General features: G+C 67.1%; 26 protein-coding genes. 14 read left to right on the top strand and 12 right to left on the bottom strand.

The features are described 5' to 3' along the window. The first annotated feature begins 76 nt into the window (after positions 1-76). From purB to NKH51_RS18475, 3 genes are all read left to right on the top strand, one after another. Positions 77-1,471, top strand: a complete 1,395-nt coding sequence (gene purB / locus NKH51_RS18485; protein WP_254763138.1) for an adenylosuccinate lyase — start codon at positions 77-79, stop codon at positions 1,469-1,471. 98 nt (positions 1,472-1,569) lie between these two features. Further along, the gene (locus NKH51_RS18480) at positions 1,570-1,992 is read left to right on the top strand and encodes an EamA family transporter (protein ID WP_254763137.1); all 423 of its coding nucleotides are present in this window, start codon (positions 1,570-1,572) and stop codon (positions 1,990-1,992) included. Next, on the top strand, positions 1,992-2,408 hold the full coding sequence (locus tag NKH51_RS18475) for an EamA family transporter (protein ID WP_254763136.1): 417 nt from the start codon (positions 1,992-1,994) through the stop codon (positions 2,406-2,408). Before NKH51_RS18480 ends, NKH51_RS18475 begins: the two co-directional genes overlap by 1 nt. 59 nt (positions 2,409-2,467) lie before the next feature. Here the strand turns inward: NKH51_RS18475 and NKH51_RS18470 are convergent, their stop codons facing one another. From NKH51_RS18470 to lysA, 3 genes are all read right to left on the bottom strand, one after another. Continuing rightward, entirely contained in the window at positions 2,468-3,622 is a 1,155-nt protein-coding gene (locus NKH51_RS18470) for a M20 family metallopeptidase (protein ID WP_254763135.1), read from the bottom strand. Then, positions 3,619-4,449 (bottom strand): diaminopimelate epimerase, encoded by an 831-nt coding sequence (dapF, locus tag NKH51_RS18465; RefSeq protein ID WP_254763134.1) that lies wholly within the window; start codon positions 4,447-4,449, stop codon positions 3,619-3,621. Before dapF ends, NKH51_RS18470 begins: the two co-directional genes overlap by 4 nt. A gap of 241 nt (positions 4,450-4,690) precedes the next feature. Further along, positions 4,691-5,986 (bottom strand): diaminopimelate decarboxylase, encoded by a 1,296-nt coding sequence (lysA, locus tag NKH51_RS18460; protein ID WP_254763133.1) that lies wholly within the window; start codon positions 5,984-5,986, stop codon positions 4,691-4,693. A gap of 196 nt (positions 5,987-6,182) precedes the next feature. Between lysA and NKH51_RS18455 the strand changes: the two genes are divergently transcribed. Then, positions 6,183-6,959: a hypothetical protein gene (locus NKH51_RS18455; RefSeq protein WP_254763132.1), complete on the top strand. Its 777-nt coding sequence runs from the start codon at positions 6,183-6,185 to the stop codon at positions 6,957-6,959. Between the two features lie 45 nt (positions 6,960-7,004). On the opposite strand, the gene NKH51_RS18450 is transcribed toward NKH51_RS18455, so the two are convergent. From NKH51_RS18450 to dapA, 3 genes are read right to left on the bottom strand one after another with little or no spacing between them, the layout of a single operon-like run. After that, complete coding sequence (locus tag NKH51_RS18450) at positions 7,005-7,841, bottom strand: 2,3,4,5-tetrahydropyridine-2,6-dicarboxylate N-succinyltransferase (protein ID WP_254763131.1); 837 nt, start codon at positions 7,839-7,841, stop codon at positions 7,005-7,007. Continuing rightward, complete coding sequence (gene dapB, locus NKH51_RS18445; protein ID WP_254763130.1) at positions 7,838-8,605, bottom strand: 4-hydroxy-tetrahydrodipicolinate reductase; 768 nt, start codon at positions 8,603-8,605, stop codon at positions 7,838-7,840. Before dapB ends, NKH51_RS18450 begins: the two co-directional genes overlap by 4 nt. After that, the gene (gene dapA, locus NKH51_RS18440; RefSeq protein WP_254763129.1) at positions 8,602-9,525 is read right to left on the bottom strand and encodes a 4-hydroxy-tetrahydrodipicolinate synthase; all 924 of its coding nucleotides are present in this window, start codon (positions 9,523-9,525) and stop codon (positions 8,602-8,604) included. Before dapA ends, dapB begins: the two co-directional genes overlap by 4 nt. Before the next feature lie 351 nt (positions 9,526-9,876). On the opposite strand from dapA, the gene NKH51_RS18435 reads away from it, so the two are divergent. Beyond that, positions 9,877-10,701 (top strand): M48 family metallopeptidase, encoded by an 825-nt coding sequence (locus tag NKH51_RS18435; RefSeq protein ID WP_254763128.1) that lies wholly within the window; start codon positions 9,877-9,879, stop codon positions 10,699-10,701. A 73-nt stretch (positions 10,702-10,774) separates the two neighbouring features. Continuing rightward, positions 10,775-11,272: a LabA-like NYN domain-containing protein gene (locus NKH51_RS18430; protein ID WP_254763127.1), complete on the top strand. Its 498-nt coding sequence runs from the start codon at positions 10,775-10,777 to the stop codon at positions 11,270-11,272. A 58-nt stretch (positions 11,273-11,330) separates the two neighbouring features. Here the strand turns inward: NKH51_RS18430 and NKH51_RS18425 are convergent, their stop codons facing one another. After that, entirely contained in the window at positions 11,331-11,507 is a 177-nt protein-coding gene (locus NKH51_RS18425; protein WP_254763126.1) for a hypothetical protein, read from the bottom strand. A 182-nt stretch (positions 11,508-11,689) separates the two neighbouring features. On the opposite strand from NKH51_RS18425, the gene NKH51_RS18420 reads away from it, so the two are divergent. From NKH51_RS18420 to NKH51_RS18410, 3 genes are all read left to right on the top strand, one after another. Further along, a complete protein-coding gene (locus NKH51_RS18420) occupies positions 11,690-12,178 on the top strand; it encodes a PUA domain-containing protein (protein ID WP_254763125.1) in 489 nt (162 codons plus the stop codon). A gap of 275 nt (positions 12,179-12,453) precedes the next feature. Further along, entirely contained in the window at positions 12,454-12,843 is a 390-nt protein-coding gene (locus tag NKH51_RS18415) for a nascent polypeptide-associated complex protein (RefSeq protein ID WP_254763124.1), read from the top strand. After that, on the top strand, positions 12,831-13,619 hold the full coding sequence (locus NKH51_RS18410; RefSeq protein WP_254765178.1) for a methyltransferase domain-containing protein: 789 nt from the start codon (positions 12,831-12,833) through the stop codon (positions 13,617-13,619). Before NKH51_RS18415 ends, NKH51_RS18410 begins: the two co-directional genes overlap by 13 nt. A 517-nt stretch (positions 13,620-14,136) precedes the next feature. Here the strand turns inward: NKH51_RS18410 and NKH51_RS18405 are convergent. Together NKH51_RS18405 and NKH51_RS18400 are read right to left on the bottom strand one after the other, a co-directional pair. Beyond that, positions 14,137-14,445, bottom strand: a complete 309-nt coding sequence (locus tag NKH51_RS18405) for a transcription factor S (RefSeq protein ID WP_254763123.1) — start codon at positions 14,443-14,445, stop codon at positions 14,137-14,139. A 78-nt stretch (positions 14,446-14,523) separates the two neighbouring features. Then, a complete protein-coding gene (locus tag NKH51_RS18400) occupies positions 14,524-14,778 on the bottom strand; it encodes a DUF5789 family protein (protein ID WP_254763122.1) in 255 nt (84 codons plus the stop codon). A gap of 116 nt (positions 14,779-14,894) precedes the next feature. Between NKH51_RS18400 and NKH51_RS18395 the strand changes: the two genes are divergently transcribed. The 3 genes from NKH51_RS18395 to NKH51_RS18385 all read left to right on the top strand — a co-directional run bounded on the left by NKH51_RS18395 (position 14,895) and on the right by NKH51_RS18385 (position 18,033). Further along, positions 14,895-16,184, top strand: coding sequence for an MFS transporter (locus NKH51_RS18395; RefSeq protein ID WP_254763121.1), 1,290 nt, complete (start codon positions 14,895-14,897; stop codon positions 16,182-16,184). A 105-nt stretch (positions 16,185-16,289) separates the two neighbouring features. Next, entirely contained in the window at positions 16,290-17,453 is a 1,164-nt protein-coding gene (locus NKH51_RS18390) for an epoxide hydrolase family protein (RefSeq protein WP_254763120.1), read from the top strand. A gap of 79 nt (positions 17,454-17,532) precedes the next feature. Next, complete coding sequence (locus tag NKH51_RS18385; RefSeq protein WP_254763119.1) at positions 17,533-18,033, top strand: DUF5797 family protein; 501 nt, start codon at positions 17,533-17,535, stop codon at positions 18,031-18,033. A gap of 26 nt (positions 18,034-18,059) precedes the next feature. Here NKH51_RS18385 and NKH51_RS18380 read toward each other — a convergent pair whose 3' ends face one another. Together NKH51_RS18380 and NKH51_RS18375 are read right to left on the bottom strand one after the other, a co-directional pair. Beyond that, positions 18,060-19,106 (bottom strand): DUF5787 family protein, encoded by a 1,047-nt coding sequence (locus tag NKH51_RS18380; RefSeq protein WP_254763118.1) that lies wholly within the window; start codon positions 19,104-19,106, stop codon positions 18,060-18,062. 57 nt (positions 19,107-19,163) lie between these two features. Further along, positions 19,164-19,607: a bis(5'-nucleosyl)-tetraphosphatase gene (locus NKH51_RS18375; protein ID WP_254763117.1), complete on the bottom strand. Its 444-nt coding sequence runs from the start codon at positions 19,605-19,607 to the stop codon at positions 19,164-19,166. Between the two features lie 187 nt (positions 19,608-19,794). Here NKH51_RS18375 and NKH51_RS18370 point away from each other — a divergent pair, with 187 nt between their 5' ends. After that, on the top strand, positions 19,795-20,130 hold the full coding sequence (locus NKH51_RS18370; RefSeq protein ID WP_254763116.1) for an uS10/mL48 family ribosomal protein: 336 nt from the start codon (positions 19,795-19,797) through the stop codon (positions 20,128-20,130). A 63-nt stretch (positions 20,131-20,193) separates the two neighbouring features. Further along, positions 20,194-21,474: an amidohydrolase gene (locus NKH51_RS18365; protein WP_254763115.1), complete on the top strand. Its 1,281-nt coding sequence runs from the start codon at positions 20,194-20,196 to the stop codon at positions 21,472-21,474. Positions 21,475-21,505: 31 nt separating this feature from the next. Here the strand turns inward: NKH51_RS18365 and NKH51_RS18360 are convergent, their stop codons facing one another. After that, complete coding sequence (locus NKH51_RS18360; RefSeq protein ID WP_254763114.1) at positions 21,506-22,312, bottom strand: DUF4397 domain-containing protein; 807 nt, start codon at positions 22,310-22,312, stop codon at positions 21,506-21,508. Positions 22,313-22,344 lie beyond the last annotated feature (32 nt).

The raw sequence follows: 22,344 nt of genomic DNA, 5'->3' as shown, positions 1-22,344 counted from the left end.
GAGGTATGCACGCTCGTGGCCCAGCCCGGGCAGGGGTTTCGACACGCTTTTGCGACCACCTCGACCAACGACGGGTATGACCGAGACCGACGCCCTGTACGCCGTCTCGCCGCTGGACGGGCGGTACGGCGGCCGGACCGCGCCGCTGTCGCCGTACGCGAGCGAGGCCGCGCTGATGCGCGCCCGCGTTCGCGTCGAAGTCGAGTATCTGATTGCGCTGGCCGACCTCGAGGCGACGCCGCTGGAACTCGACCTCGAGGCACGGGAACAGCTTCGGGGCCTCTACGAGGGCTTCGCTGAGGAGGACGCCCAACTGATCAAGAAACTCGAGACCGAGGGCCACGAGGAGTTCGAGGCGACGAACCACGACGTGAAGGCTGTCGAGTACTTCGTCCGCCATCGGCTGCCCGACGACAGCAACGCCTCGGCCTGGATCCACTTCGGGCTGACCAGCGAGGACGTGAACAACCTCGCCCATCGGCTGCTCGTCCGCGACGCCGTCGACGAGGTGCTCCTGCCGAGACTGTACGACGTGCGCGATACCCTCGCCAACATGGCCCGCGAGCACCGCGACCTCCCGATGCTGGCCCGAACTCACGGCCAGCCCGCGACGCCGACGACCTTCGGGAAGGAGCTGGCCGTCTACGCCTCGCGGCTCGGCCGCGCGACGGGACGGATCCGGCAGGCGACCGACGATCTGCGGGGGAAACTCGGCGGCGCGTCCGGCACGTACGCGGCCCACGTCGCGGCCTACCCCGACGTGGACTGGCAGGCGTTCGCGGCGGAGTTCGTTCGGGGACTGGGCCTCGAGTTCGAACCCCTCACGACGCAGGTCAACCCTTGCGACGACCTCGCCGCGCTGTTCGACGCGTTCCGCGGGGCCAACGACGTCCTGTTGGACCTCGATCTGGACATGTGGCTCTACGTCTCCGACCGCTATCTGGGTCAGGAGGCCGTCGAGGGCGAGACCGGCTCGTCGACGATGCCCCACAAGGTCAATCCGATCGACTTCGAGAACAGCGAAGGCAACCTCTCGAAGGCCAACTCCGATCTGACCTTCCTCGCCGACTACGTCACCACTTCCCGGCTCCAGCGGGACCTCTCGGACTCGACGGTCAAGCGCAACATCGGCAGCGCGTTCGCCCACTGCCTGATCGGCTACGGGAAGACCGCCGCCGGCCTCTCGAAGGTCGTTCCCAACGAACACGTGATGCGCGAAGACCTCGAGAGCACGCCCGAAATCATCGGCGAGGCCGTCCAGACGATCCTCCGGCGCGAGGGACAGGCCGACGCCTACGAGCGCGTCAAGGCCGTCACCCGCGGGAAAGACGTGACGCTCGCGGACTTCCGCGAGATGTTCGACGAACTCGAGGTCGACGACGACGTTCGCGAGGAACTGCGCGCGCTGACGCCCGCGGGCTACACCGGCGTCGCGAGCGAGCTGGTCGACGACGTAGAGCGAAGCGAGTAGTCCTCGAGCCTCGCGTTCCGCCGCCGCGCGTCGAGCGCGGTCGCGGCCCTTCGGTCCGGGACCGTGACAGTATAGGGGGCCGTCGGTGACGACCCGATATGGAGTACCTGCTGTGGGTGATCGTCGCCCTCGTGGCCTACGGGCTCGTCGCACCGCTGACGAGCGTCGTCACCACGGACGTGCCGCCCGCGGTCGCGCTCTTCCTCTCGACGACGATCTTCCTCTCTCTGACGACCGTCGTCTTGCTCGTTACGGAAACCGGCCGGCCCGTCGACGCGACCACCCCCGCAGCGGGAATCGTCTACGTCGCCGGGCTCTTCCTCTCGATCGGAATTTTGGCGTACTATCGGGCGCTCGAGCGGGGGCCAGTCAGTGTCGTCGTGCCGATCTACGGTCTCTTCATCGTCGGGAGCTCGGTCATCGGGATCGTCTTTCTCGGCGAGGAGCTGACCGTCACCCGCGCGGCTGGCATCGTCGTCGCGGCGGTCGCGATCTACCTCGCCGCCGGGGGTGAGGAGTGATGCGACGGTACCTCGAGCTCTCGATCGTCGCCTGTCTGGCCTACAGCCTGGTCGCCCCGCTGCTCTCGCTCGCGATGACCGACCTCCCCAGTACGCTCGCGGTGTTCCTCTCGAACTCGGTGATGTTCGTCACCGTCGGGCTGGTGATCCGCGCTCGCGGACTGTCCGTCCGGCCCTATCTCCGCCATCCACGGACGCCGTACATCGCCGCGCTGGGCGTCCTGTTGACCGTGGGCCTGCTGACCTACTACCGGGCGCTCGCGCTCGGCCCGGTCAGCGTCGTCGTGCCGATCTACGGTCTGTTCATCGTCGTCAGCTCGCTCGTCGGCATCGTCGCTTTCGACGAGGCCGTTACCGCCCGCAAGCTCGCCGCGATCGGACTGAGCGTACTGGCCATCGCGCTGATGTCGATGTGAATCCGCCGAAAGCAGCTGCTCGTCGGTCGTTCTCGCCTCGAGAGTGGATCGCTCGCTCCTCAGCCGAACAGTTCCGCGAGCGTCGCCTCGAGCGCCCGCGCCGCCGCCCGAACGTCTGCGACCTGCACGTACTCCCGCGGGGCGTGGGCGACGGCTCCCTCGTCGTCGGCGAGGACGCCGGGGCCAAAGACGACCGTCGGCGCGTCCGCCGCGAAGTACGAGGCCTCCGTCGCCGCGGTAAACGGGCGCACGTCGCCGCCGGCCGCGTCCGCAAGTACCTCTACGACCCGCGCGTCGGGATCGGTGTCCCACGCCTCGAGAAACGGCGTCGGTCGGTCGGTAAAGCGGAACTCGAGGCCCACGTCGTCGGGAAGGGCGGCCCGCAGGTGGGCGGTCAGCGCCTCGCGGAAGTCGTCGGCGGTCTCCGGCGGGACGCTCCGGCGGTCGACCGTCAGCGCGCAGTCGGCCGGCACCTGATTCGTGGCCTCACCGCCCTCGACGACGGTCGGGGTCAGCGTCGCCGCGCCGAGTTGCGGGTGGGCCGGCGGGGCGTCGTCGCGCTCGTCGAAGGTGCGAATCGCCGCGAGGACGGGCTCGAGGGCCGCGACCGCGTTCGTGCCAGTTTCGGGTTCGGCGGCGTGGGCGTTGGCGCCGGAGAGGTGGATCGTCCCCTGAAAGCGTCCCTTCGCGGCCGTGCAGACGTCGAGGCCCGTGGGTTCGCCGACGATCACCGCGTCGGCGTCCCGTGTTGGGGACTCGTCGCCCGAGACCAGCGCGTATGCGCCCGTCGAGAGCACCTCCTCGTCGGGCGTAATCGCGAGCGTGACGCGGCCGTCGGTCGGTTCCACGGCAAAAAAGGCCGAGAGGATGGCCGCGAGCGGACCCTTGGCGTCGCAGGAGCCCCGCCCCCTGATCACGTCGCCGCCGTCGGCCTCGAGAGCGCGCTCGTCGCGCTCGAATGGGACGTGGGGTGACACCGTATCGATATGCGTGTTCAGCACGACGTGGGTATCGGCGTCTGCCGCCGACGAGCCGCGAGACGCCAGCACGTTCCCGCCGTCGTCGACGCGAGCCTCGAGTCCCCGATCTTCGAGCGTTTCTCGGAGAAACTCCCGCATCGGCCCCACGTCCTCGTGAGAGGCGTACTGGACCGCTCGCTCGAGGAAGGCGATCGGATCGAACGAATCGGCGCCGCTCGAGTCGCCCCCAGTCACGACTGGACCGGCGACTCGACGGCCACCTCGCCGTCGAACTCGTGTTCGACGGGGCCGGCGAGCGTCGCGTTTCCGCGCTCGTTGAAGCTTACCTGCAGGTCGCCGCCGGGCGGGGAGACGGTCACCGGGTCGGCGTCGGTGAGTCCGAGTCGGCGCGCGACGACGGCGATCGCGACCGCGCCGGTGCCACAGGATTCGGTCTCACCTTCGACGCCGCGCTCGTAGGTCCGCTGGCGGAAGCCGCCCGAGCCGTCGGGGCTCGCCACGGTGACGTTCGTCCCCTTCGGGAAGACGTCCGCGTAGCGAACGGGCGGCGCGACCGACTCGAGGTCGATCTCGTCGACATCGTCGACGAACGCGACGGCGTGGGGGACGCCGGTGTTGACCATCGTCACCTCGAGTCCTTCGACCTCCGTCTCGAACACCTGCTCGTCGGCGTCGACGGGGATCTCGTCGGGGTCGAACGCGGGCGTCCCCATTTCGATGATGATGTCCTCGCCCGCGCGATCGGCGCGCAGGGTACCCGCCTGCGTGTCGATCATCACGCTGTCGGTACCCGTCCGCTCCATCGCCCACTCGGCGGCACACCGTGCGCCGTTGCCGCACATGGGGGCCGTCGCGCCGTCGGGTTGGACCAACGTCATGACGACGCGGGGCGGGTTGAATTTCTCCTCGAGAGCGAGATAGAGGACGCCATCGGCACCGACGCCGTCGTCGCGGTCGCACTCGCGTTCGGCGAGCGCGCCGCGGTCGGGGACGTATTCGTCCGCGTGGATAATTAGAAAGTCGTTGCCGGTGCCGTGGTACTTCTGGAATGGAACGGTCATCGTGCGATCAGTGATGTGTGCTCATCGTCGCGGTCGCCGGCCGCATGATCCTCGGCGACCCCGCGGTCGTGTACATCTTCTCTGTTCGGTCGCGCCTTCAATCCGTCGTTCGCTAGTTGTGTGCGTGTCTCACTTCGTCTTCGCGGGCAGCGCCGCGTGAACGGCATGCGAGACATCAGTCTCGTACTGTTCGCGCCTCGCGCTCGCGGATCGTTCCTCACCGCTTATCGGACCGAAGCGCTCACTCCGTTCGCGCCTCGCGCTCGGCCCGCGTCACGTCATCGACGGTCTCGCGACGGCGCGAGAGTCGGACCTCGCCGCCTTCTAAAACAACAGACGCGGGACGGGGCCGGGAGTTGTACTGGTTCGCCATCTCGTAGCCATACGCTCCGGCGTTGCCGATCGCAAGGATATCGCCGCGCTCGCTCGCGGGGAGTTCGCGGTCGGCACAGAACACGTCGCCGCTCTCGCAGATCGGTCCCGCGACGGTCTGGGGGACCGTCTCGCGGCCCTCGGCAGCGCTCGAGCCGGCTCCCTCCGCGTCGGCCGTCAGGTTCCGGATCGGGTGATAGGCGTCGTACATCGCCGGGCGGATCAGGGTCGTCATCCCCGCGTCGACGCCGGCGACGACCGTGTCGCGGGCCTCCTTGACCGTGTTCACTTCGGTGAGGAGCACGCCCGCGTCCGCGACGAAGTAGCGGCCCGGCTCGATCGTCAGCCACGCGTCGACCTCGCCAAGCGCCTCCCTGGTCGCCTCGGCGACCGACTCGAGGTCCAGCGGCTCCTCGTCCTCGCGGTACGGAACCCCGAAGCCGCCGCCCACGTCGACGAACTCGAGGCCGTCGCCGTCGATCGCCTCGCTGACCTCTCGTGCTAACTCGCCCATTCGCGCGACGAACTCCCGGTGGGCGTCGAGCTGATCGCTCGAGACGCCCGACCCGACGTGAGCGTGGATCCCGACCACGTCGAAGCCCCGATCCGCGGCGTCTCGGAGGACATCGACGGCGCGTTCGGCCGGGACCCCGAACTTCGCGGCTGCGCCGGTCTGGACCTTCTCGTGATGGCCCGCGCCGATCCCCGGGTTCACGCGGAGACAGAGCCGGCCGTCGTAGCCCCGCGCTTCGAGGCGGTCGATCGTGTCCTCGGAGCCAGCGGTGACCGTCAGCTCCGGGTGGTCCGCCCAAGCGCCGACGACCCAGTCGAGGTCCTGCGCCGGCGGGTTGACCGCCGTGTAGTGGACCTCCGAACCTGACGCGCCGGCTTCCAGCGCCCGCTGGACCTCGCCCGCGGAGGCGCACTCGAGGCCCGCACCCTCCCCGTGAAGCGTTTCGAGGACAGCGCCGAGCGCGTTCGCCTTCACCGCGTACAGGATTTCGGCGTTCGAGAAGGCGGCCGCGAGTCGCCGGTAGTTCTGGCGGACGCGCTCGAGGTCGAGAACGTACAGCGGCGAGCCGTAGTCGTCGATGAGCGTCTGCAATTCGGCCGCGTCCCAGTCGGAGAGGCGGCGAACTGGCAGCGAATCCGCAGCGTCAGTCATTAGCCGGACCAAGTGACCGCGAGGATTCAAGCGTTTGGGTTCTAATCAGGGCGAACTCTACCAGTTCGGTCACCGAACGGATCGAGGAGTTATCCGGCGCCGAGAGAAACGACGAGGATGGAGACCGCTTTTCGGTGGACGGCGACGGGGCCGGCGACCGAAGTGGTTATATTCCTGTCGTAACTGTCAAGGAACGATGGCCGCTACGAGAACGTTGACGCCACGCTTCGATCTCTTTGTGGCTCTCGTCGCGGTCGGTCTGCTCACCGGCCCGGCCGTGACGGCGCTTCTCGATGTGGGTGAGCGGACGTATCGGTACGAGCGCGCCGAAGTGACAGTCGACGGCTCGAGCATCGAGTACGCGAACGAGAGCGCCGCGCCGGATCGAACGCCGGTCGACGGGGCGATTGCCTGTGCGGAGTCGGGCCCGTACGCGTGGGAAATTCGTGCGTGTACGTTCGAGGAATCGGTACTCGAGAACGGAACCGTTCCGACCGAGTTCTCCTACGGAGCTCCCGGCCCCGTCCCCGTCTCATCGCTGCTTCCGGAGCGATACCGGTACGTCTCGCTCGACGGCACCGTCTATGAGACCGCCTACGTCGCGAACGAATCGGCCCCGCGAGACGGCGGGTACCGCATCGACGTGACCCTCGAGCCGTCCTCGCCCGAGGCGGCACTCGAGTATGCGAGTCACCACGTGACCTCGAGAGAGGTTTCGTCGACGGCTGCCAAAGCGGCACGGACCGGTGACGTCACTACACTCCAGAAGGCGACCGTTCCCGAACGACCGATACGACTCGAGGACGGGACGTACTACCGGGTATTCCTCGCTGACGAGATCGAACCGTCGAAGCCGGATCGGACCCTGAACGTAGTGCTGACGTATCTCGCACCGCTTTCGGGAATCGCACTTCTCGCGTATCTCTTCGGACGAATCGAAGTGACTTACGTCGGGGGCTGGCATCGCCGCTAACGCGGGGCCAAGAGATCGACGATGGATTTCGACCGCTTTGGATACCTATTCCCGAAGCGCGTCCTCGCGTTCCGTCGCCTCGAGCGTCTCCGTCTCGAGATCCGTCGCGACCACGGCGGGCTTGTACGCGCCGCCGTCGAAGAGGTCGTGGTCGCCGATCGAGGACTCGACGAAGCGGGTAAAGGCGCGGCGGTTGGCGGGCAGTTCGCCGTAGAGAACCTCTTCCTCGACGAGGTCGTAGACCGGGATGCGCGGCGTCAGGAGGGTGTTCTCGCCGACGACGCTGTTCTCGCCGACGACGAAGCCGCTGGTGACGCGACAGCCCGCGCCGAGTGAGACGTTGTCCTCGACGATGACCGGCGCGTTCTCGACGGGCTCGAGCACGCCGCCGATGAGGAGGTTCGCGCCGAGTTTGACGTTGTCGCCGATCTGAGCGCAGGAACCGACGGTGTCACAGGAGTCGACGAGCGTGCCGTCGCCGACCCGAGCGCCGATGTTGACGAACGCCGGGCTCATCAGGATGCAGTCCGAGCCGATGTTCGCGCCGCGGCGGACGACCGTGCCGTCGGGCGTGTTGCGGCTCCCGCGGTCGCCGTACTCGCTCGAGTCGGCCAGCGGGAGCACGTCGTTGTACGTGACGCCGCCGTGCTCGCGGGGCTCGATCGACCGGAGGCCGAAGTTGAGCAGGATCCCCTGCTTGACCCACTCGTTTGCCTCCCACTCGCCGCCCGATTTCTCGGCGGCGCGGATTTCGCCGTCCTCGAGGGCGTCGAGGAAGGCCTCGAGCGTCGCGTATTCGTCCTCGCCGGCGGTATCGGCGCTGAGTTCGCCGTTTTCTTTGCGCTCCCACAGCTCGTCGATTTCGGTCTCGAGTGCGCTCATTCTGCGATCACGTCCGCAAAGTCGTAGCTCCCCGCCTTCTGTCCAGCGATCCAGACCGCCGCGTCGACCGCGCCCGCGGCGAAGACGCCCCGATCCTCCGCTCGGTGAGTGAGCCGGACTTCCTCGTGGTTGCCCGCCAGCAGGATCTCGTGTTCGCCCGTGATGTCGCCCGCCCGCAGGGCGTGGACGCCGATCTCGGCCTCCTCGCGCGGGGCCTCGCCTTCGCGGCCGTGCGTGCGCTCGGTGAACTCCCCGTTGGCTTCGATCTCCGAGAGCAGGCGATTTGCGGTGCCACTCGGCGCGTCGCGCTTTGCGTTGTGGTGGGTCTCGACGAGTTCCACGTCGTAACCGGGCAGATTCCGGACCGCTTCGCCGACGACGTTGAGCAGGGCCTGCACCCCGCGGGCGAAGTTCGGCGCGTGGAGCACGGCCGTGTCCTCCGCGGCGGCCTCGAGCGCCTCGCGGCCCACGTCGTCGAAGCCGGTCGTGCCGGTGACGAAGGCGACGCCGGCGTCGGCGCAGGCCTCGGCGTAGTCGACGGCGGACGCCGGGCCGGTGAAGTCGATCACGACAGCGGGCTCGCGGTCGGCGACCAGTGCGTCGAACTCGCTTGCCGATTCGATCGCGACGCCGTCGACGGTCTCGTCGGCGGGCTCGCGGTTGACCGCGAAGACGACCTCGCAGTCCTCACGCTCGCTCGCGGCGGCGATCACTTCCCGCCCCATGCGGCCCGTCGCGCCGGTGACACCGAGCCGGACCGTCATCGATCACCCTCCGCCGCGTCCGCGACCTCGGTCGTGTCACGCTCGAGGTCGGCAAGCACCGCCTCGAGTCCCTCGCGGAATTCGTCGGCGAGGCGGGTCAGCGGCGGACGCATGCGGGCGGGGCCGTAGCCGCGGATCTGCATGGCCTCCTTGACCGGGATCGGGTTGGTCTCGACGAACAGTTCGCGGAACAGCGGGCCGAGTTCGTGGTGGAGTTCGCGGGCGCGCTCGTAGTCGCCGTCGAGCGCCGCGCCGACCATCGCGCAGGTCCGTTCGGGCTCGATGTTCGCGGCGACGCTGATGGTGCCGGTACCGCCGACGGAAACGATCGGCAGGGTGAGCGCGTCGTCGCCCGAGAGAACGGCGAACTCCTCGTCGACGGTGCGCTCTGCGATCTCGCCGATCTGCCCGAGATCGCCGCTGGCGGCCTTGAAGCCCGCGATGTTCTCGTGGCTCGCCAGTTCGACGGCGGTGTCAGGTTCGATGTTCCGCCCCGTCCGCGAAGGGACGTTGTAGACGATCTGCGGGAGGTCGACGGCGTCCGCGATCGTTTGATAGTGTTCGATCAGACCGCGCTGCTCGGGCTTGTTGTAGTACGGCGAGATCAACAGGAGGCCGTCCGCGCCGGCCTCAGCGGCGCGCTCGGAGAGCTCGAGCGCCTCGCGGGTGTTGTTCGAGCCCGTGCCCGCGATGACGGGCACGTCGCCGACGGCTTCGATGACCGCCTCAACGACGCGGACGTGTTCGTCGTGGGTCAGGGTCGCGGACTCGCCGGTCGAGCCGACGGGAACGAGCCCGTCGACGCCCGCGGCCTCGAGGCGCTGGGCGTCGGTCTGGAGCGTTTCGAAGTCGATCCGTTGGTCCTCGTCGAAGGGCGTGCACATCGCCGGGAAGACGCCCGAAAGGTCGATATCTGTCATGGGTGTGGTGTCGTTGGGTCGTGTGTCGGCCCCCAATCGGTAGGGTGTATCGGTTCCGATCGGTGGGCGGCTGCTAGTCGGTCAAACGCAACTGTGCGCGGTCGAAACGCGCCCGAGACGGGGGTGCCACGCCCGCCGCGAGCGCTCTCACGCGCGTTTGCGTTTCGGAAAACGAGGGCGGGCGTCGCTCACGACGGAGCTGACGGTCGGGTGAGCGACGCGGCGCATAGACGACAGATACTGCTCGTCCGACTTATTGATTGTGACTTTGATCGAATCGATTGCCGTGCCCTTCGAGAGGTGAGAGACAGTTCCACGTAATTTATCCCCAGTCGTTACTTACACCTCGGTGTGACAGATTTCGGATTGAAAGTGCGAATGGCGGTCGTCGGATCGATCCTGTTCGCGTTCTACATGCTCGTCGGAGCCTTCGGACTGGCGATGTTCGGCTTCGGCGCATGGCCTCTCGTCCTCCTGGGGCTGCTCGTGTTACCGGTCATCCAGTACAAGATCGGAACGTGGTCGGCAACCAGACGGGCCGAAGAAATGCCCGAAGACGGCCAGTATCAGGAGATCCATCAGATGACGGACTCGCTCTGTCGGGACATGAAGATCGACAAACCGAAACTGATGGTCATGGACATGGGCGTCCCCAACGCCTTCGCGACCGGCCGGAAGGGCAAGGGCGTCGTCGTCGTCTCGACGGAGCTTATCCGACTGCTCCAGCGCGACGAACTCGAGGGCGTGATCGCCCACGAGCTCGCCCACATCAAGAACCGCGACGTCCTCGCGATGGTGCTCGGCAGTTCCATCGCCATGATGGTCGGCTGGGTCGCCTACATGGTCTATATCATGGGCGGAGAGCGTAACATCGGGAGCATCATCGTCGGCATGGTCATCTCGAACCTCGCGCAGATGCTCGTGATGGTCTTCGTCCTCGCCATCTCGCGGTACCGCGAATTCGTCGCCGACGAGGACGCCCGGCAGTATATCGGCAGCGGCGACCCGCTCGCCCGCGCGCTCGAGAAAATCTCGCAGGGCGCACAGGGCCGCGAATCCGACCTCGACGATAGCATGAGTGCGCTGTGTATCTTCAACTCGGAGAAGGGACTCCTGGCGACGCTGTTCGCGACGCATCCACCGACGGAAAAGCGCATTCAGAAGCTCCGGTCCTGAACACTGCCGGCAGCGGTACCGCGACCGAACCGAACGCCGCGATTTTTTATAGCCCCCCACGACATGCTAGTATATGACGGAAATTCATCCCGGTCAGCGCGTCGCCGTCCTCGTCGACGCCCAGAACCTCTACCACACCGCACAGAGCATCTACAGCCGCAACATCGACTACTCCGCGCTGCTCGAGAAGGCCGTACAGGACCGCCAACTCACGCGCGCGATCGCGTACGTCATCCGCGCGGATTCGCCCGAGGAGGAGAGCTTCTTCGAGGCGCTGATCGACATCGGCTTCGAGCCCAAGATCAAGGATATCAAGACGTTCGCCGACGGGACGAAGAAGGCGGATTGGGACGTCGGGATGAGCCTGGACGCGGTGACGCTGGCGAACCACGTCGATACGATCGTCCTCTGTACGGGCGACGGCGACTTCTCGCGGCTCTGTTCGCACCTGCGCCACGAGGGGGTCCGCGTCGAGGTGATGGCCTTCGAGTCCTCGACGGCCGAAGAACTGATCGCCGAAGCCGACTCCTTCCTCGATCTCGGCGACCGTCACGAGACGTTCCTGCTCTGAGCGCGCCGTCCTCGCGACGCCGCTGCCGGGTCGTGAACGAATCGGGCCGGGACGACCGTCAGTTCGGCTGCCTGTTCTGCCAGAGACCGATCAACAGCGCATACCCCGTGACGAGCAGCGTCGCCCCGGTCAGGAGATAGACGAACGGTCCCGTGACGATCGTGGCCGGGCCGGCGAGCGTCAGGGTGCCGATGACGAGCAGGGCGACCCCGAGACCGATCTGTGTGACATCCATCGCTGTCGGTAATAGTAAATCAATTATCTTAATATTCACCATCTCGGTTCGACCTCGATTCAGACAAGCGTTCACATGCATCGAACGGAGGACCCGTCGCTTCCGTTCGCCAGTCCGGGCCCGCGCGCCCGCCGCCGGCGCAGGTCGAAGGGCTTTCGACCCGTCGCGTCGAATCGCGGCCAATGAGCGACCCAGCGGACGGGAGTGCGGGACTGCCCGAACTCCGGACCATCGCGGACTACCAGTTCGGCGCGGGGGCCGGCACGGCTCTGTTTCCCCCAGCGGAATCGCTGACGATCAAACGAACCACCTCGGGCCGCCCCCAGCAGGTCCACGCCGACGCGGGTCGAATCGTCTCCTTCGGCACCGACGGCCGGTTCACCCTCGGCCTCGAGGGGGGTCGCCGGCTCGACGCCGCGCTCGCCCACCCCGCCTATCGCGTGGTCGTCGACGACGAGAGCGAACCGTTCGTCCGCGACGAGAAGAACGTCTTCGCGAAGTTCGTCCTCGAGGCCGGCGACGAGATCCGGCCGGGCGACGAGGTGCTGGTGGTCCACGAGCGCGGCGAGTTGCTCGCGGTCGGGACGGCCCAGCTCGCCGCCGAGGCGATTCGGGACTTCGAGACGGGAATGGCGGTGAACGTGCGCGAAGGCGCGCCCGCGGAGAACTGAACAGACGAGTGCGTGTGGCCGGGAGCGGGCTCCGAGCACCGCGAGGAGTTCGCGACTCGGGGGAGGGCAGGCCGTCAGCCAGTCACCGACAGCGAGCGAGTGAACCGAGCGAGCGGGCCGACGACCGACCCGTAGGGGAGGGAGGAGTGCTTTTGATCGACCTTTTACCGAAGGACATCGCGCTGTGCGGCAGCTATGCTGCCGTCAGCGCGATAGACTGCAGAGTAAAAGGTCGAACCGCAGAGTAAAAGGTTGCTCGTGGCGACGTGGCGAGTATGTTTGGAGGAGGCGGTGGCGGACTCAACCCGCGCAAGATGGAACAGATGATGGAACAGATGGGCATCGACGTCGAAGACATCGACGCCGAGGAGGTCATCATCCGCACCGAGGAGTACGACCTCGTCTTCGGAGACGCCGAAGTCACCAAGATGGACGCCCGCGGCCAGGAGACCTACCAGGTCATCGGCTCGCCCGAAGAGGTCGAGGCCGGGTCGGCCGGCGGGAGCACCGGCAGCGCCGACGCCGGCAGCGAGGCCGAGCCGTCGATTCCCGACGACGATATCGAACTCGTCGCTATGCGCGCCAGCGTCAGCGAGGACGAGGCCCGCGAAGCGCTCGAGGACAACGACGGCGACCTCGCCGCGGCGGTCGAATCCCTCGAGTGAGCGACACCGATAGCGCGGACGGCGGAGAGACGGCGGACGCCGAGCGCGTCCCGGTCTTGCTCGTCCGCGGCGACCGCGAGTACCTCGTCGAACCCGGCGGCGAACAGGGAACCGACCTCGGCGTGCTCGAGGTGCCCGAAGACGTGCAGTCGGGCGACACGATCGAGACGCATCTGGGCGACGAGTTTCAGGTGCGCCGACTGCGCGGACCGGACCTCTTTCATCACTTCGAGCGGACGGGCGCGCCGATGGTCCCCCGCGATATCGGCCTCGTCATCGGCGAGACAGGGATCGCCCGCGGCGACCGCGTCCTCGACGCCGGCACCGGGACCGGGGTGCTCGCGGCAATGATGGCCCGCGCCGGGGCCGAGGTCGTGACCTACGAGCGCGACGCCGAGTTCGCCGACGTGGCCCGCGAGAACATGGCGCTGGGTGGCGTTTCCGACGCCATCGACGTTCGCACGGGCGACGTGACCGAGGAAGTCGACGACCTCGAGCCGTCGTCGTTCGACGTGTTGACCCTCGATACGGGCGACGCGCCAGCGATGGTCGAGCGCGCGCCGGAGCTACTGGTCGACGGCGGCTTCGTCGCGGTCTACAGTCCGTTCGTCGAATCGACCCGCGAGGTCGCGCGGACGGCCCGCGAGGTCGGACTGGCGAACGTTACCACGCGGGAGACGATCCAGCGCGAGATGCAGTTCGACGACCGCGGCTCGAGGCCCTCGACCGCACCCGTCGGGCACACAGGATATCTGACGATCGCACGCAACGAGTAGGGTACCGCGTATTCACGCGTCGTTCGCTTTGCGGAGTCTCTCTACTGAGCTTGGTATTACTCCGTGGAACAATATCGAGACAGCAACGGCAACGATCACTAGCTGATACCACGATAGACTGACGGTCGAATCGACATACACGAGGGTTAGTGCGATTATCGGAGCCCCGGTTAGCGATCGTATTTCCTGAAAGACCGACTCTCCATCTCTAGTCATTCTTGTGAATTGAGTACCCGCATTGGTAATACATATGACTTCTATAGCATATGGAGACAAGGGGAAGTCCAAACGAAAAAACAGTGGCCGGGAGCGGCCTCCGAGCACCGCGAGGAGGTCGCGACCCGGGGGAGGGCAGGCCGTCACCCAGTCACCGACCGCGAGCGAGTGAACCGAGCGAGCGGGCCGACGACCGACCCGTAGGGGAGGGAGGAGTGCTTTTGATCAACCTTTTACCGAGGGACATCGCGAGCGAGGCGCTCCGTGCCTCGCTCGCGACAGACCGCAGCGTAAAAGGTTGTTAGTTGTCGTCTTCGCGCCACTTGTGCTCGCACTCGGTGCAGATAAAGAAGCGCGTCTCGGACTCGTCGGCCGAGCGGATCTGTTGCATGTACCAGTGGGCGCGGTCGTTGCCACACTCGGGACAGATGGCGTCGGTTTGGGGCAAGGAAGTCTCGCCGGAGGATTCGATGATCTCGCTGGCCTCCTGAGCGTCGGTGACGGTGTACTGGGACGCGTCGCCTTTCGGTTTCGTGAACCCACAACTACCGCATTCCCACATGCCGTCGTCGGCTTTCATCATCGAACCGCAGTCGTCGCAAAATTCCATCGTTGTCCGGGCTACGGAGGTCGAGCGACTTAAGGGGCCCGTTTGGGTCCGTCGACCGTCGACGGGCCGCAGTCGACTCTAGCCTTCGCCCTCCGACTGGTAGGGCTCGCCGACGGCCTCGCGCGGGAGGACGTTGTGAAGTTCCGACTCGAGGTCCGCGGACGACTCGAACCGGACGCTCTCGCTCCGTGCGACGAGCGCGCCCAGGTTTCGCTCGCCGTCTGCGAGCAGGAGGGTGACGTCCTCGAGTTCGGTCGCGGCCTGATCGGGTTCGATGGGGTACTCGAGGTCCTCGAGAACGGATTCGACGCGATTGAGTTTGACGTCGGACATGAATAGAGAGACGGCGGCCGGTGGCTTGTACCTCTCTTGCGCTGGGAAAGACTGTCACCGATTCGTACATTTCGGTTCGAAACTATAATCGGGCGCGGTCGCATACGGCAAGGGAGATGCGGAGCCTCGTCGACCGACTTATCGCGCCGTTCGCCGTCGACCAACGGGTACTCGCGCTGGCGGGTGCGCGAATGGCCGACGGGATCGGCAACTCGTTTTTGATCATCGTCATCCCGCTGTACGTGACCAGCGGCGTCGTCGGCGGGACGGCGTTCGGGCTCGGCGAGTCGCTGATCATCGGGCTCATCCTCTCGCTCTTTGGCTTCCTCAACAGCAGCTTTCAGCCGCTAACCGGCCGGCTCTCGGATCGGCTGGGGCGGCGCAAGCCGTTCATTCTGGTCGGGCTCGCCGGACTGGCGCTGACGAACGCGGCCTACGTCGTCGCGGAGACGTACGTCTCGCTGCTGGTCATCCGCGGGCTGCAGGGGGTCAGCGTGGCCTTCATCATCCCGTCGTCGGTCGCGCTCGTCAACGAACTCGCCACGTCGGGCGATCGCGGCGGAAACATGGGCGTCTACAACACGTTCCGGCTGGTCGGCTTCGGTGCCGGACCGGCCGTCGCCGGGGCAGTCGTTAGCCGCGGTCCCTACGTACTCCCCGGCGGGACGGCGATCGACGGCTTCGACGCCGCCTTCTACGTCGCCACGCTCGCGGCCGCGACAAGCTACGTCATGGTGACGATCCTCGTCTCCGACCCCGAGTCGACGGTCGCGAACGCCGGCGCGGACCTCTCGATTCCGATCCTCGATCGGTCGGGCTCGAACCTGCTCGATCCGATCTTCACGCTCGGCCTCGCGTCGTTTTTCATGGCCACGTCGATCGCGCTGTTCGCGACCATCCAGCCCGAAGTCAACGCCCGCCTCGAGCAGGGCGCGACCTGGTTTGGCCTCCAGTTCGCCGGGTTCATCATCGCACAGGTCGCGTTGCAGACGCCGATCGGGCGGGCCTGCGATCGGTACGGCCGGCGGCCGTTCATCGTCACCGGGATGGTGCTTTTGATTCCGACGACGCTCGTACAGGGCTTTCTCTTCTCGTCGCTGCTGATGTTTCTGGCTCGGCTGTCCCAGGGCATCGCCGCCGCGATGGTGTTCGCCCCGTCGCTGGCGCTGGCCGGCGACCTCGCCGGCGAGGGCGAATCCGGCTCGAAGCTCTCGGTGCTCACGATGGCCTTCGGCTACGGCATCGCCGCCGGCCCGCTCTCCTCAGGCCTGCTGGTCCGGTTTGGCTTCGAGGTGCCCTTCGTCTTCGGCAGCGTGCTCGCCGTCTTCGGGACGATTCTGGTGTACACGCAGGTCGAGGAGACGCTCGAGGCGACGGCCTCCGTGCCGGTCGTCGGGAGCGACTGAGGTCGCATCCCGCGACAGTCTTTTGAGCCGCGACCGAATCGGGAACGGTATGCGATTCGTTTGCACGGGCGGACGGAACGGCGGTGTGGAGGTCGCGGTCTCGCCATGACGACGGACTCGAACGATTCGATCCGACCGTTCGAGGTGTCGGTCGACCGCGAGACGATCGACGACCTCCGGACGCGACTGGAACGAACGCGCTGGCCGGATCAACTCCCCGACGCGGGCTGGGCGTACGGAACTGAACGGGAGTACCTTCGGGACCTCTGTGCGTACTGGCGCGAGGAGTTCGACTGGACGGCGTTCGAGGACCGGTTCAACGAGTTCGACCAGTACGTTACGACGATCGACGGCCAGCGGCTCCACTTCTATCACGTTCGCTCCCCGGAGCCGGACGCGACGCCGCTGGTCCTGAGCCACGGCTGGCCGGGTTCGGTCGCGGAGTTTCTCGACGTGCTCGGCCCGCTTTCTGACCCGGCGGCTCACGGCGGCGATCCGGCAGACGCGTTCCACGTCGTGGCCCCGTCGCTTCCGGGGTTCGGCTTTTCCGGGCCCACCAACGAGCAGGGGTACGACGTGCCCCGGATAGCGGAAACCGTCGCCGAACTGATGGACCGACTCGGCTACGATCGCTACGTTGCGCAGGGCGGCGACTGGGGCGCGCTGGTCACCGCGTTGCTTGGCGCAAACTACCCCGATCGCGTCGAGGCGATTCACACCAACATGCTGTTCCTGAACCCGTCGTCGCTCGAGGCCGACGACCCGACGGACCTGCTTGACGAGCGGGGGCTGGCCGACTACCGAGAGACCGCGGAGTTCCGCGACGGGGAGACGGCCTACCACGAGATACAGGCGACCAAACCCCAGAGCCTGGGGTACGGACTCACCGACTCGCCGGCCGGACTCGCGGCCTGGATCGTCGAGAAGTTCCGAACCTGGAGTGACTGCGACGGCGACCTCGAGTCGCAGTTCGACCGCGACCGCCTGCTCGACAATCTCAGCGTCTACTGGCTCACGGAGACGATCAACTCCTCGATGCGAGTCTACTACGAGACGGACGTGAGAGCGGCGACGCCGGACGCCGTCGACGTGCCCACGGGACACGCCCGCTATCCGGTAGAGGTGTACAAGACGCCCCGTGCGTGGGCCGAAACGGTCTACGATATCGTCCACTGGGCCGAGATGCCGGAGGGAGGTCACTTCGCGGCGATGGAGGTCCCCGACATGTTCGTCGACGATCTGCGGTCGTTCGCCGGCGACGCGGAGTAGCGAGAGATGGGGGCCGGAAACCGCGCGACCGCGCGGCGGGACGCAATACAAAAGTACCGGATCCGCTTACGATTCGACGATGACGCTCTCGGAGGAGGCCAACGACCGGTTGGCGGACGTAGTGGAGCTACAGCCAACGAAAAACTCCGAACTGCAGGACCGCTGGGGGATGGACAGCGGCAGCGAGGTCCACCAGTACCTCGAGAACGAGCTCGGCGACTACTACTTCCGGGACGACAACAGCCTGATCCGAGCGACCGCCGAGGCGGCGGATCTGGTCGACGTCGAGCCGGGCGTCGAGAGCGACCCCGACGACGGAGTCCCCTCGAAGATTCGCGTGCCCGAACTGCAGGCCCGGATCGTCGCGGTGCTGGCCGGCCCCGACGAAGAGTCCGAAAGCGTCGTCTCGGTGCTGCACAAGCTCCGAGACGAGTACGACGTCGATCCCGAGGCCGAGGACGTCCGCTCGGGCCTCCAGAGCCTGCGCCGCAAGGGCGTCGTCGAGGTCGAGTACCGCACCGTCCCGACGTTCCGGCTGGCCGTCGAGCGCGACGACCTCGAGGTCGGCGTCGCCGACTGATTCCGTTCGGGTCGGATCGCGCCGTTCTACAGCCCCGGCCGCCGTCGCCGTCGTCGGTCCTCGAGGACCCGCCGTATCCGTTTTCCCGGTCCGCCCTCGATCGGCCAGCCGCGGGTGCGCCAAGTCGGCGGCTCGGGTTCGAAGTCGGCACAGGAGCCGGCACACTCCGCGGCGGTCTGACACCGACCCTTGGCGGCGCAGTACGGCAGCGCCTGCGAGCCGTCTCGAGCGCGCGCCTCGAAGTGCCGGCAGTCGGGGCGCATCGTGTCGACGAACGAGCGCCAGCCGCGCTCGTAGGCGCGCTCGGCGATCGCGAGCCGCGTGTCGGCTTTCGTCTCGGGGTCGACGTACTCGAACCGGGCGGCGGAGCCGTCACGCCGCCCGCCGTCGGGGCGCTCGAGGATTCTGGTTCCCGGATCGTCGACCGGGAGCGTTCGCGGGTGCCAGGCCACGTCGACCGTCAGCGATTCGGGCTCGAGCGCGAGGATGCCCACCTCGACGGGCAGGTCCTCGAAGAGCACCGGCTCGACGCGCTCGTCAGTGGTCTCGGTGGCGACCCAGACCTCGTCGGCCAGCCCCATCGCGACGTCGTACTCGAGTTGCGAGGAGAGCGCACGGGCGGCGCTCGCGTCGAGATCCGGTTTGTTCTCGATCGCGACGATCCGCTCGAGCCAGTCGGGATACGGCCACTTTCGGCGGATCTCGATGCGATTGCCGTTCTTTCTGGTCTCGACGATCCCGCGGTCGTCGGCGCGGTGGATCGCCTCGCGGACGTACCGCCAGGGGTAACCGGGATGGGGCAGCGTGTCGCGATAGTAGGCCCACTCTGCGGGAGCGTTGCGGACGACGTGGAGGAGGTCGCCGTCGAGCCGGTCGGGGCCGAACTTCGCCCGCTGGCGGAGGGCCTCACGGTCGCACTCGAGGACGATGGTGTCCCAGCGGCGGCGCTTGGTGCCGAGTTGGCGAGCGACGAACGCGGAGCGGCCGCTGGCGGCACCCTCGAGCGGCCATTCGCGTTCGGCCCATCGACAGACCCGGAGCTCGAACCCGAACTCCGTGGCGGACGGGTTCACAGCGGCCGTTGGGTCCGAGCGCGCAAAAACACTTCTCGATCGGGACCGATCGAGTCGTTACGCTTCGTCGTCGTCCTCCTCCTCGCGTTCGTCGAGGAACTCGTGAGCGTCCTCCAGAATCTCTCGCGGGCCGTCCTGCGTGACGGTGTTGACCGCCTGTTCGTAGTCGCGCCACTGGAGGTCCCGGTGTTCGTTCGAGAGTTCCGCGCTGGCCTCGAACGACTTCGCGATAAAGAGGTGAACGGTCTTGTGGATCGTCTTACCGTTCGCCTCGAAGACGTAGTCGTAGTCCTTGCGGAAGCCGTCGAGTAGTCTGAACTGTTCGATACCTGCCTCTTCCGTTACTTCGCGGATCGCCGTCTGCTGTAGCTCTTCATCTCCTTCGACACCGCCCTTGGGAAACTCCCAGTCGCCTGGGCGGCTCTTGAGTAGAAGATACTCGCGCCGGCCCCGCGTATCGCGGAAGAGGATCGCGCCTGCGCTCGTAGCTTCGACTGCCATTAACTGGGATAACAGATGCGACGTTAAGAGAATATCGGACTGTTCGTCCAGCGTACACTGATTCCAGTTCCGAGCGTCACCCGCTCGAGGGGCGATCGCCCGCAGTCCCGTTCCGCAAGCGACGGGCGTCGGCGCGTCTCAGCAGGTTTTTACGCACACACCGTAGACGTATTCGACAGCACCAGCCATGACGTTCGTCACCCGTCTCACCCTCCAGAGCGGCGATCGCGCCGCGCTCGATGGCATCGTCGACGACATCAAAACCACCGCCGAGCGAAAGGGAGCCGCGCTGAAGGGGCCCCACTCACGTCCGCCCGAGAAGTTCTCGGTGCCACAGCGCTGTCGGCTCCACGCCGACGACGAGCGCCACTTTTCGTCGTGGGAATACACCGTCTTCACGCGCGAACTCGAGATTCACGGTCACGACAACCTCGCGCGCAACATCGCCTCGCAGAACTTCCCCGACTCGGTCCACATCGAGGCCGAAGTCGAGCAGATCCACGGCGCGGGTCGCGGGAACTGACGCCGACTTCTCGCGGCGCGTGCGCCGACAGCACTTTTAGCCGGTCGGGAGTACATCGGGGGTATGACCGCTGACGACCTCGTGGCGTTGCGTCGCGATCTGCATCGAAGACCCGAGCCGGCGTGGCGCGAATTTTACACCACCGCCCGAATCGTCGACGAACTCGAGTCCCGACTCGGCGACGAGCTCGCCGCCCTCCACGTCGGCCCCGACGCCATCGCGGGCGACCACCGGATGGCGGTTCCCGACGACGCCGACCTCGCTCGCTGGCGCGAGCAGGCGCGGGCCGCGGGCGTCGACGACGACCTCCTCGAGCGACTCGAAGGGGGCTATACGGGTGCGGTCGCGGTGCTCGAGCGCGGTGAGGGACCGACGGTCGGCCTTCGGGTCGACATCGACGGCCTCCCGCGGGCGGAGTCGGACAGTCTCGATCACGAGCCCGTAGCTGAGGGCTTTCGCTCCGAACACGAGGGGGCGATGCACGCCTGCGGCCACGACGCCCACGCGACGATCGGAATCGGCGTGCTCGAGGCCATCGCGGAGAGCGACTTCGCGGGGACGCTGAAGGTCTTCTTCCAGCCCGCCGAGGAGGTCGTCGGCGGCGGGAAATCGATGGCCGAAAGCGTGCACATCCGCGACGTCGATGCCCTGCTCGCGGTCCACATCGGCCTCGATCATCCGACCGGCGAGGTGGTGGCGGGGATCGACGGTTTTCTGGCGGTGTCCCACCTCGAGGCCGAGTTCACGGGCGAATCGGCTCACGCGGGCGGCCACCCCGAACAGGGACGCAACGCCGTCCAGGCGATGGCGACGGCGGTACAGAATCTCTACGGACTCCCGCGACACAACGACGGGAAGACGCGGGTCAACGCGGGCGTCGTCGAGGGCGGCAGCGCCGCCAACGTCATCCCCGACGAGGCCCGGATCGTCGCCGAGGTCCGCGGGGAGACCACGCAGTTGATGGAGTACATGAAGCTGCGAGCGCGCAGAGTGCTTCGAAGCGCCGCGGAGATGCACGACTGCGAGGTCTCGATCGAGACCGGCGCGGAGGCCCCGAGCGCGACCAGCGACGAGGAACTCGTCTCGATCGTCGCCGATGTCGCGGGAGCGACCGCGGGCGTCGATCGCGTTCTCGAGCGCGACGAACTCGGCGGCAGCGAGGACGCGACGTTCCTCATGCAGACGGTACAGGAAAACGGCGGGACCGCTTGCTACGTCGGCGTCGGCACCGACCATCCCGGCGGCCACCACACCGCGACGTTCGACGTCGACGAGGCGAGCATCGGTCACGGGGTCGACGTGCTGGCGGGGGCGATCGAGCGGCTCGGCCGCGACGGGGCCTGAGTCAGCGGGGAGTCGCAGAGCCGTCGGTCGATCAGTTCGCCATGTTGTCCATCACGACCTCGAGATCGAACGGCACGTCGGCGGGGGCCGACGAGGGCTCGAGGTAGCCGACCGCGAAGGCTGTGTAGACGTTCCCGGCCTCGGGTGCCACGTCGAACGTCGCGACCACGTCGCCGTCGTTGTTCTCGGTCGCGGGGCGGACCTCGAGGGTGTACTCGCCGCCGGGCACTTCGGTCGTCGCCGCCTCGCCGAAGGCCGCGTCCTCGAACAGCACCGTCTCGCCGTCGTCGACCGTCACGTCGACGGCGGGGGCGTCCGGCGAGGCGTGGATCAGCCGAACCCGCGCGTTCTCGCCGGGGTCACTCAGATCGCCCTCGAAGAGCGCCGGCTGGAACGACTGGTTCTCCTCGCTCAGTTCGCCCAGGGCCGCGACGGTCGACGGTCCTTCGGGCACCTCGAGTTCGCCCTCGAAGGCGACGGTGTCGGGGTCGCCCGCGGCCGTGATCGTCACCTGGTGAGCGCCGGCCGGTAACTCGAGATAGTCGCTCACGTTGGGGAAGGGCACGTCCTCGAGGACGGCCGTCCCGTCGACGTAGACGTCGACGTTCGGCGCGTCGGGCGAGAGGTGGGCGACGCGGACGTTCGCCATCGCCTCGTCCATCCCCTCGTCGCCGTCGTCCATCGACTCGTTGTCCATCCCGCCGCTCGTCCCGCCGCCCGACTCGTCGCCGCTCATCTCGCCGTCGTCTCCGCCGCCGCCCATACAGCCGGCGAGCACGATGCCGCCCGCGGTTCCGATCAGTGTCAGTGCGCGTCGGCGCGTGTGGCTTTCTGCCATATATCTCGTTACTTGACGGACAGGAAAGTCGA

Source organism: Natrinema marinum, from assembly GCF_024296685.1.
GTDB lineage: Archaea > Halobacteriota > Halobacteria > Halobacteriales > Natrialbaceae > Natrinema > Natrinema marinum.
Note: the sequence above shows the minus strand (reverse complement) of the source record. Positions and strands in the feature narration are given on the sequence as shown.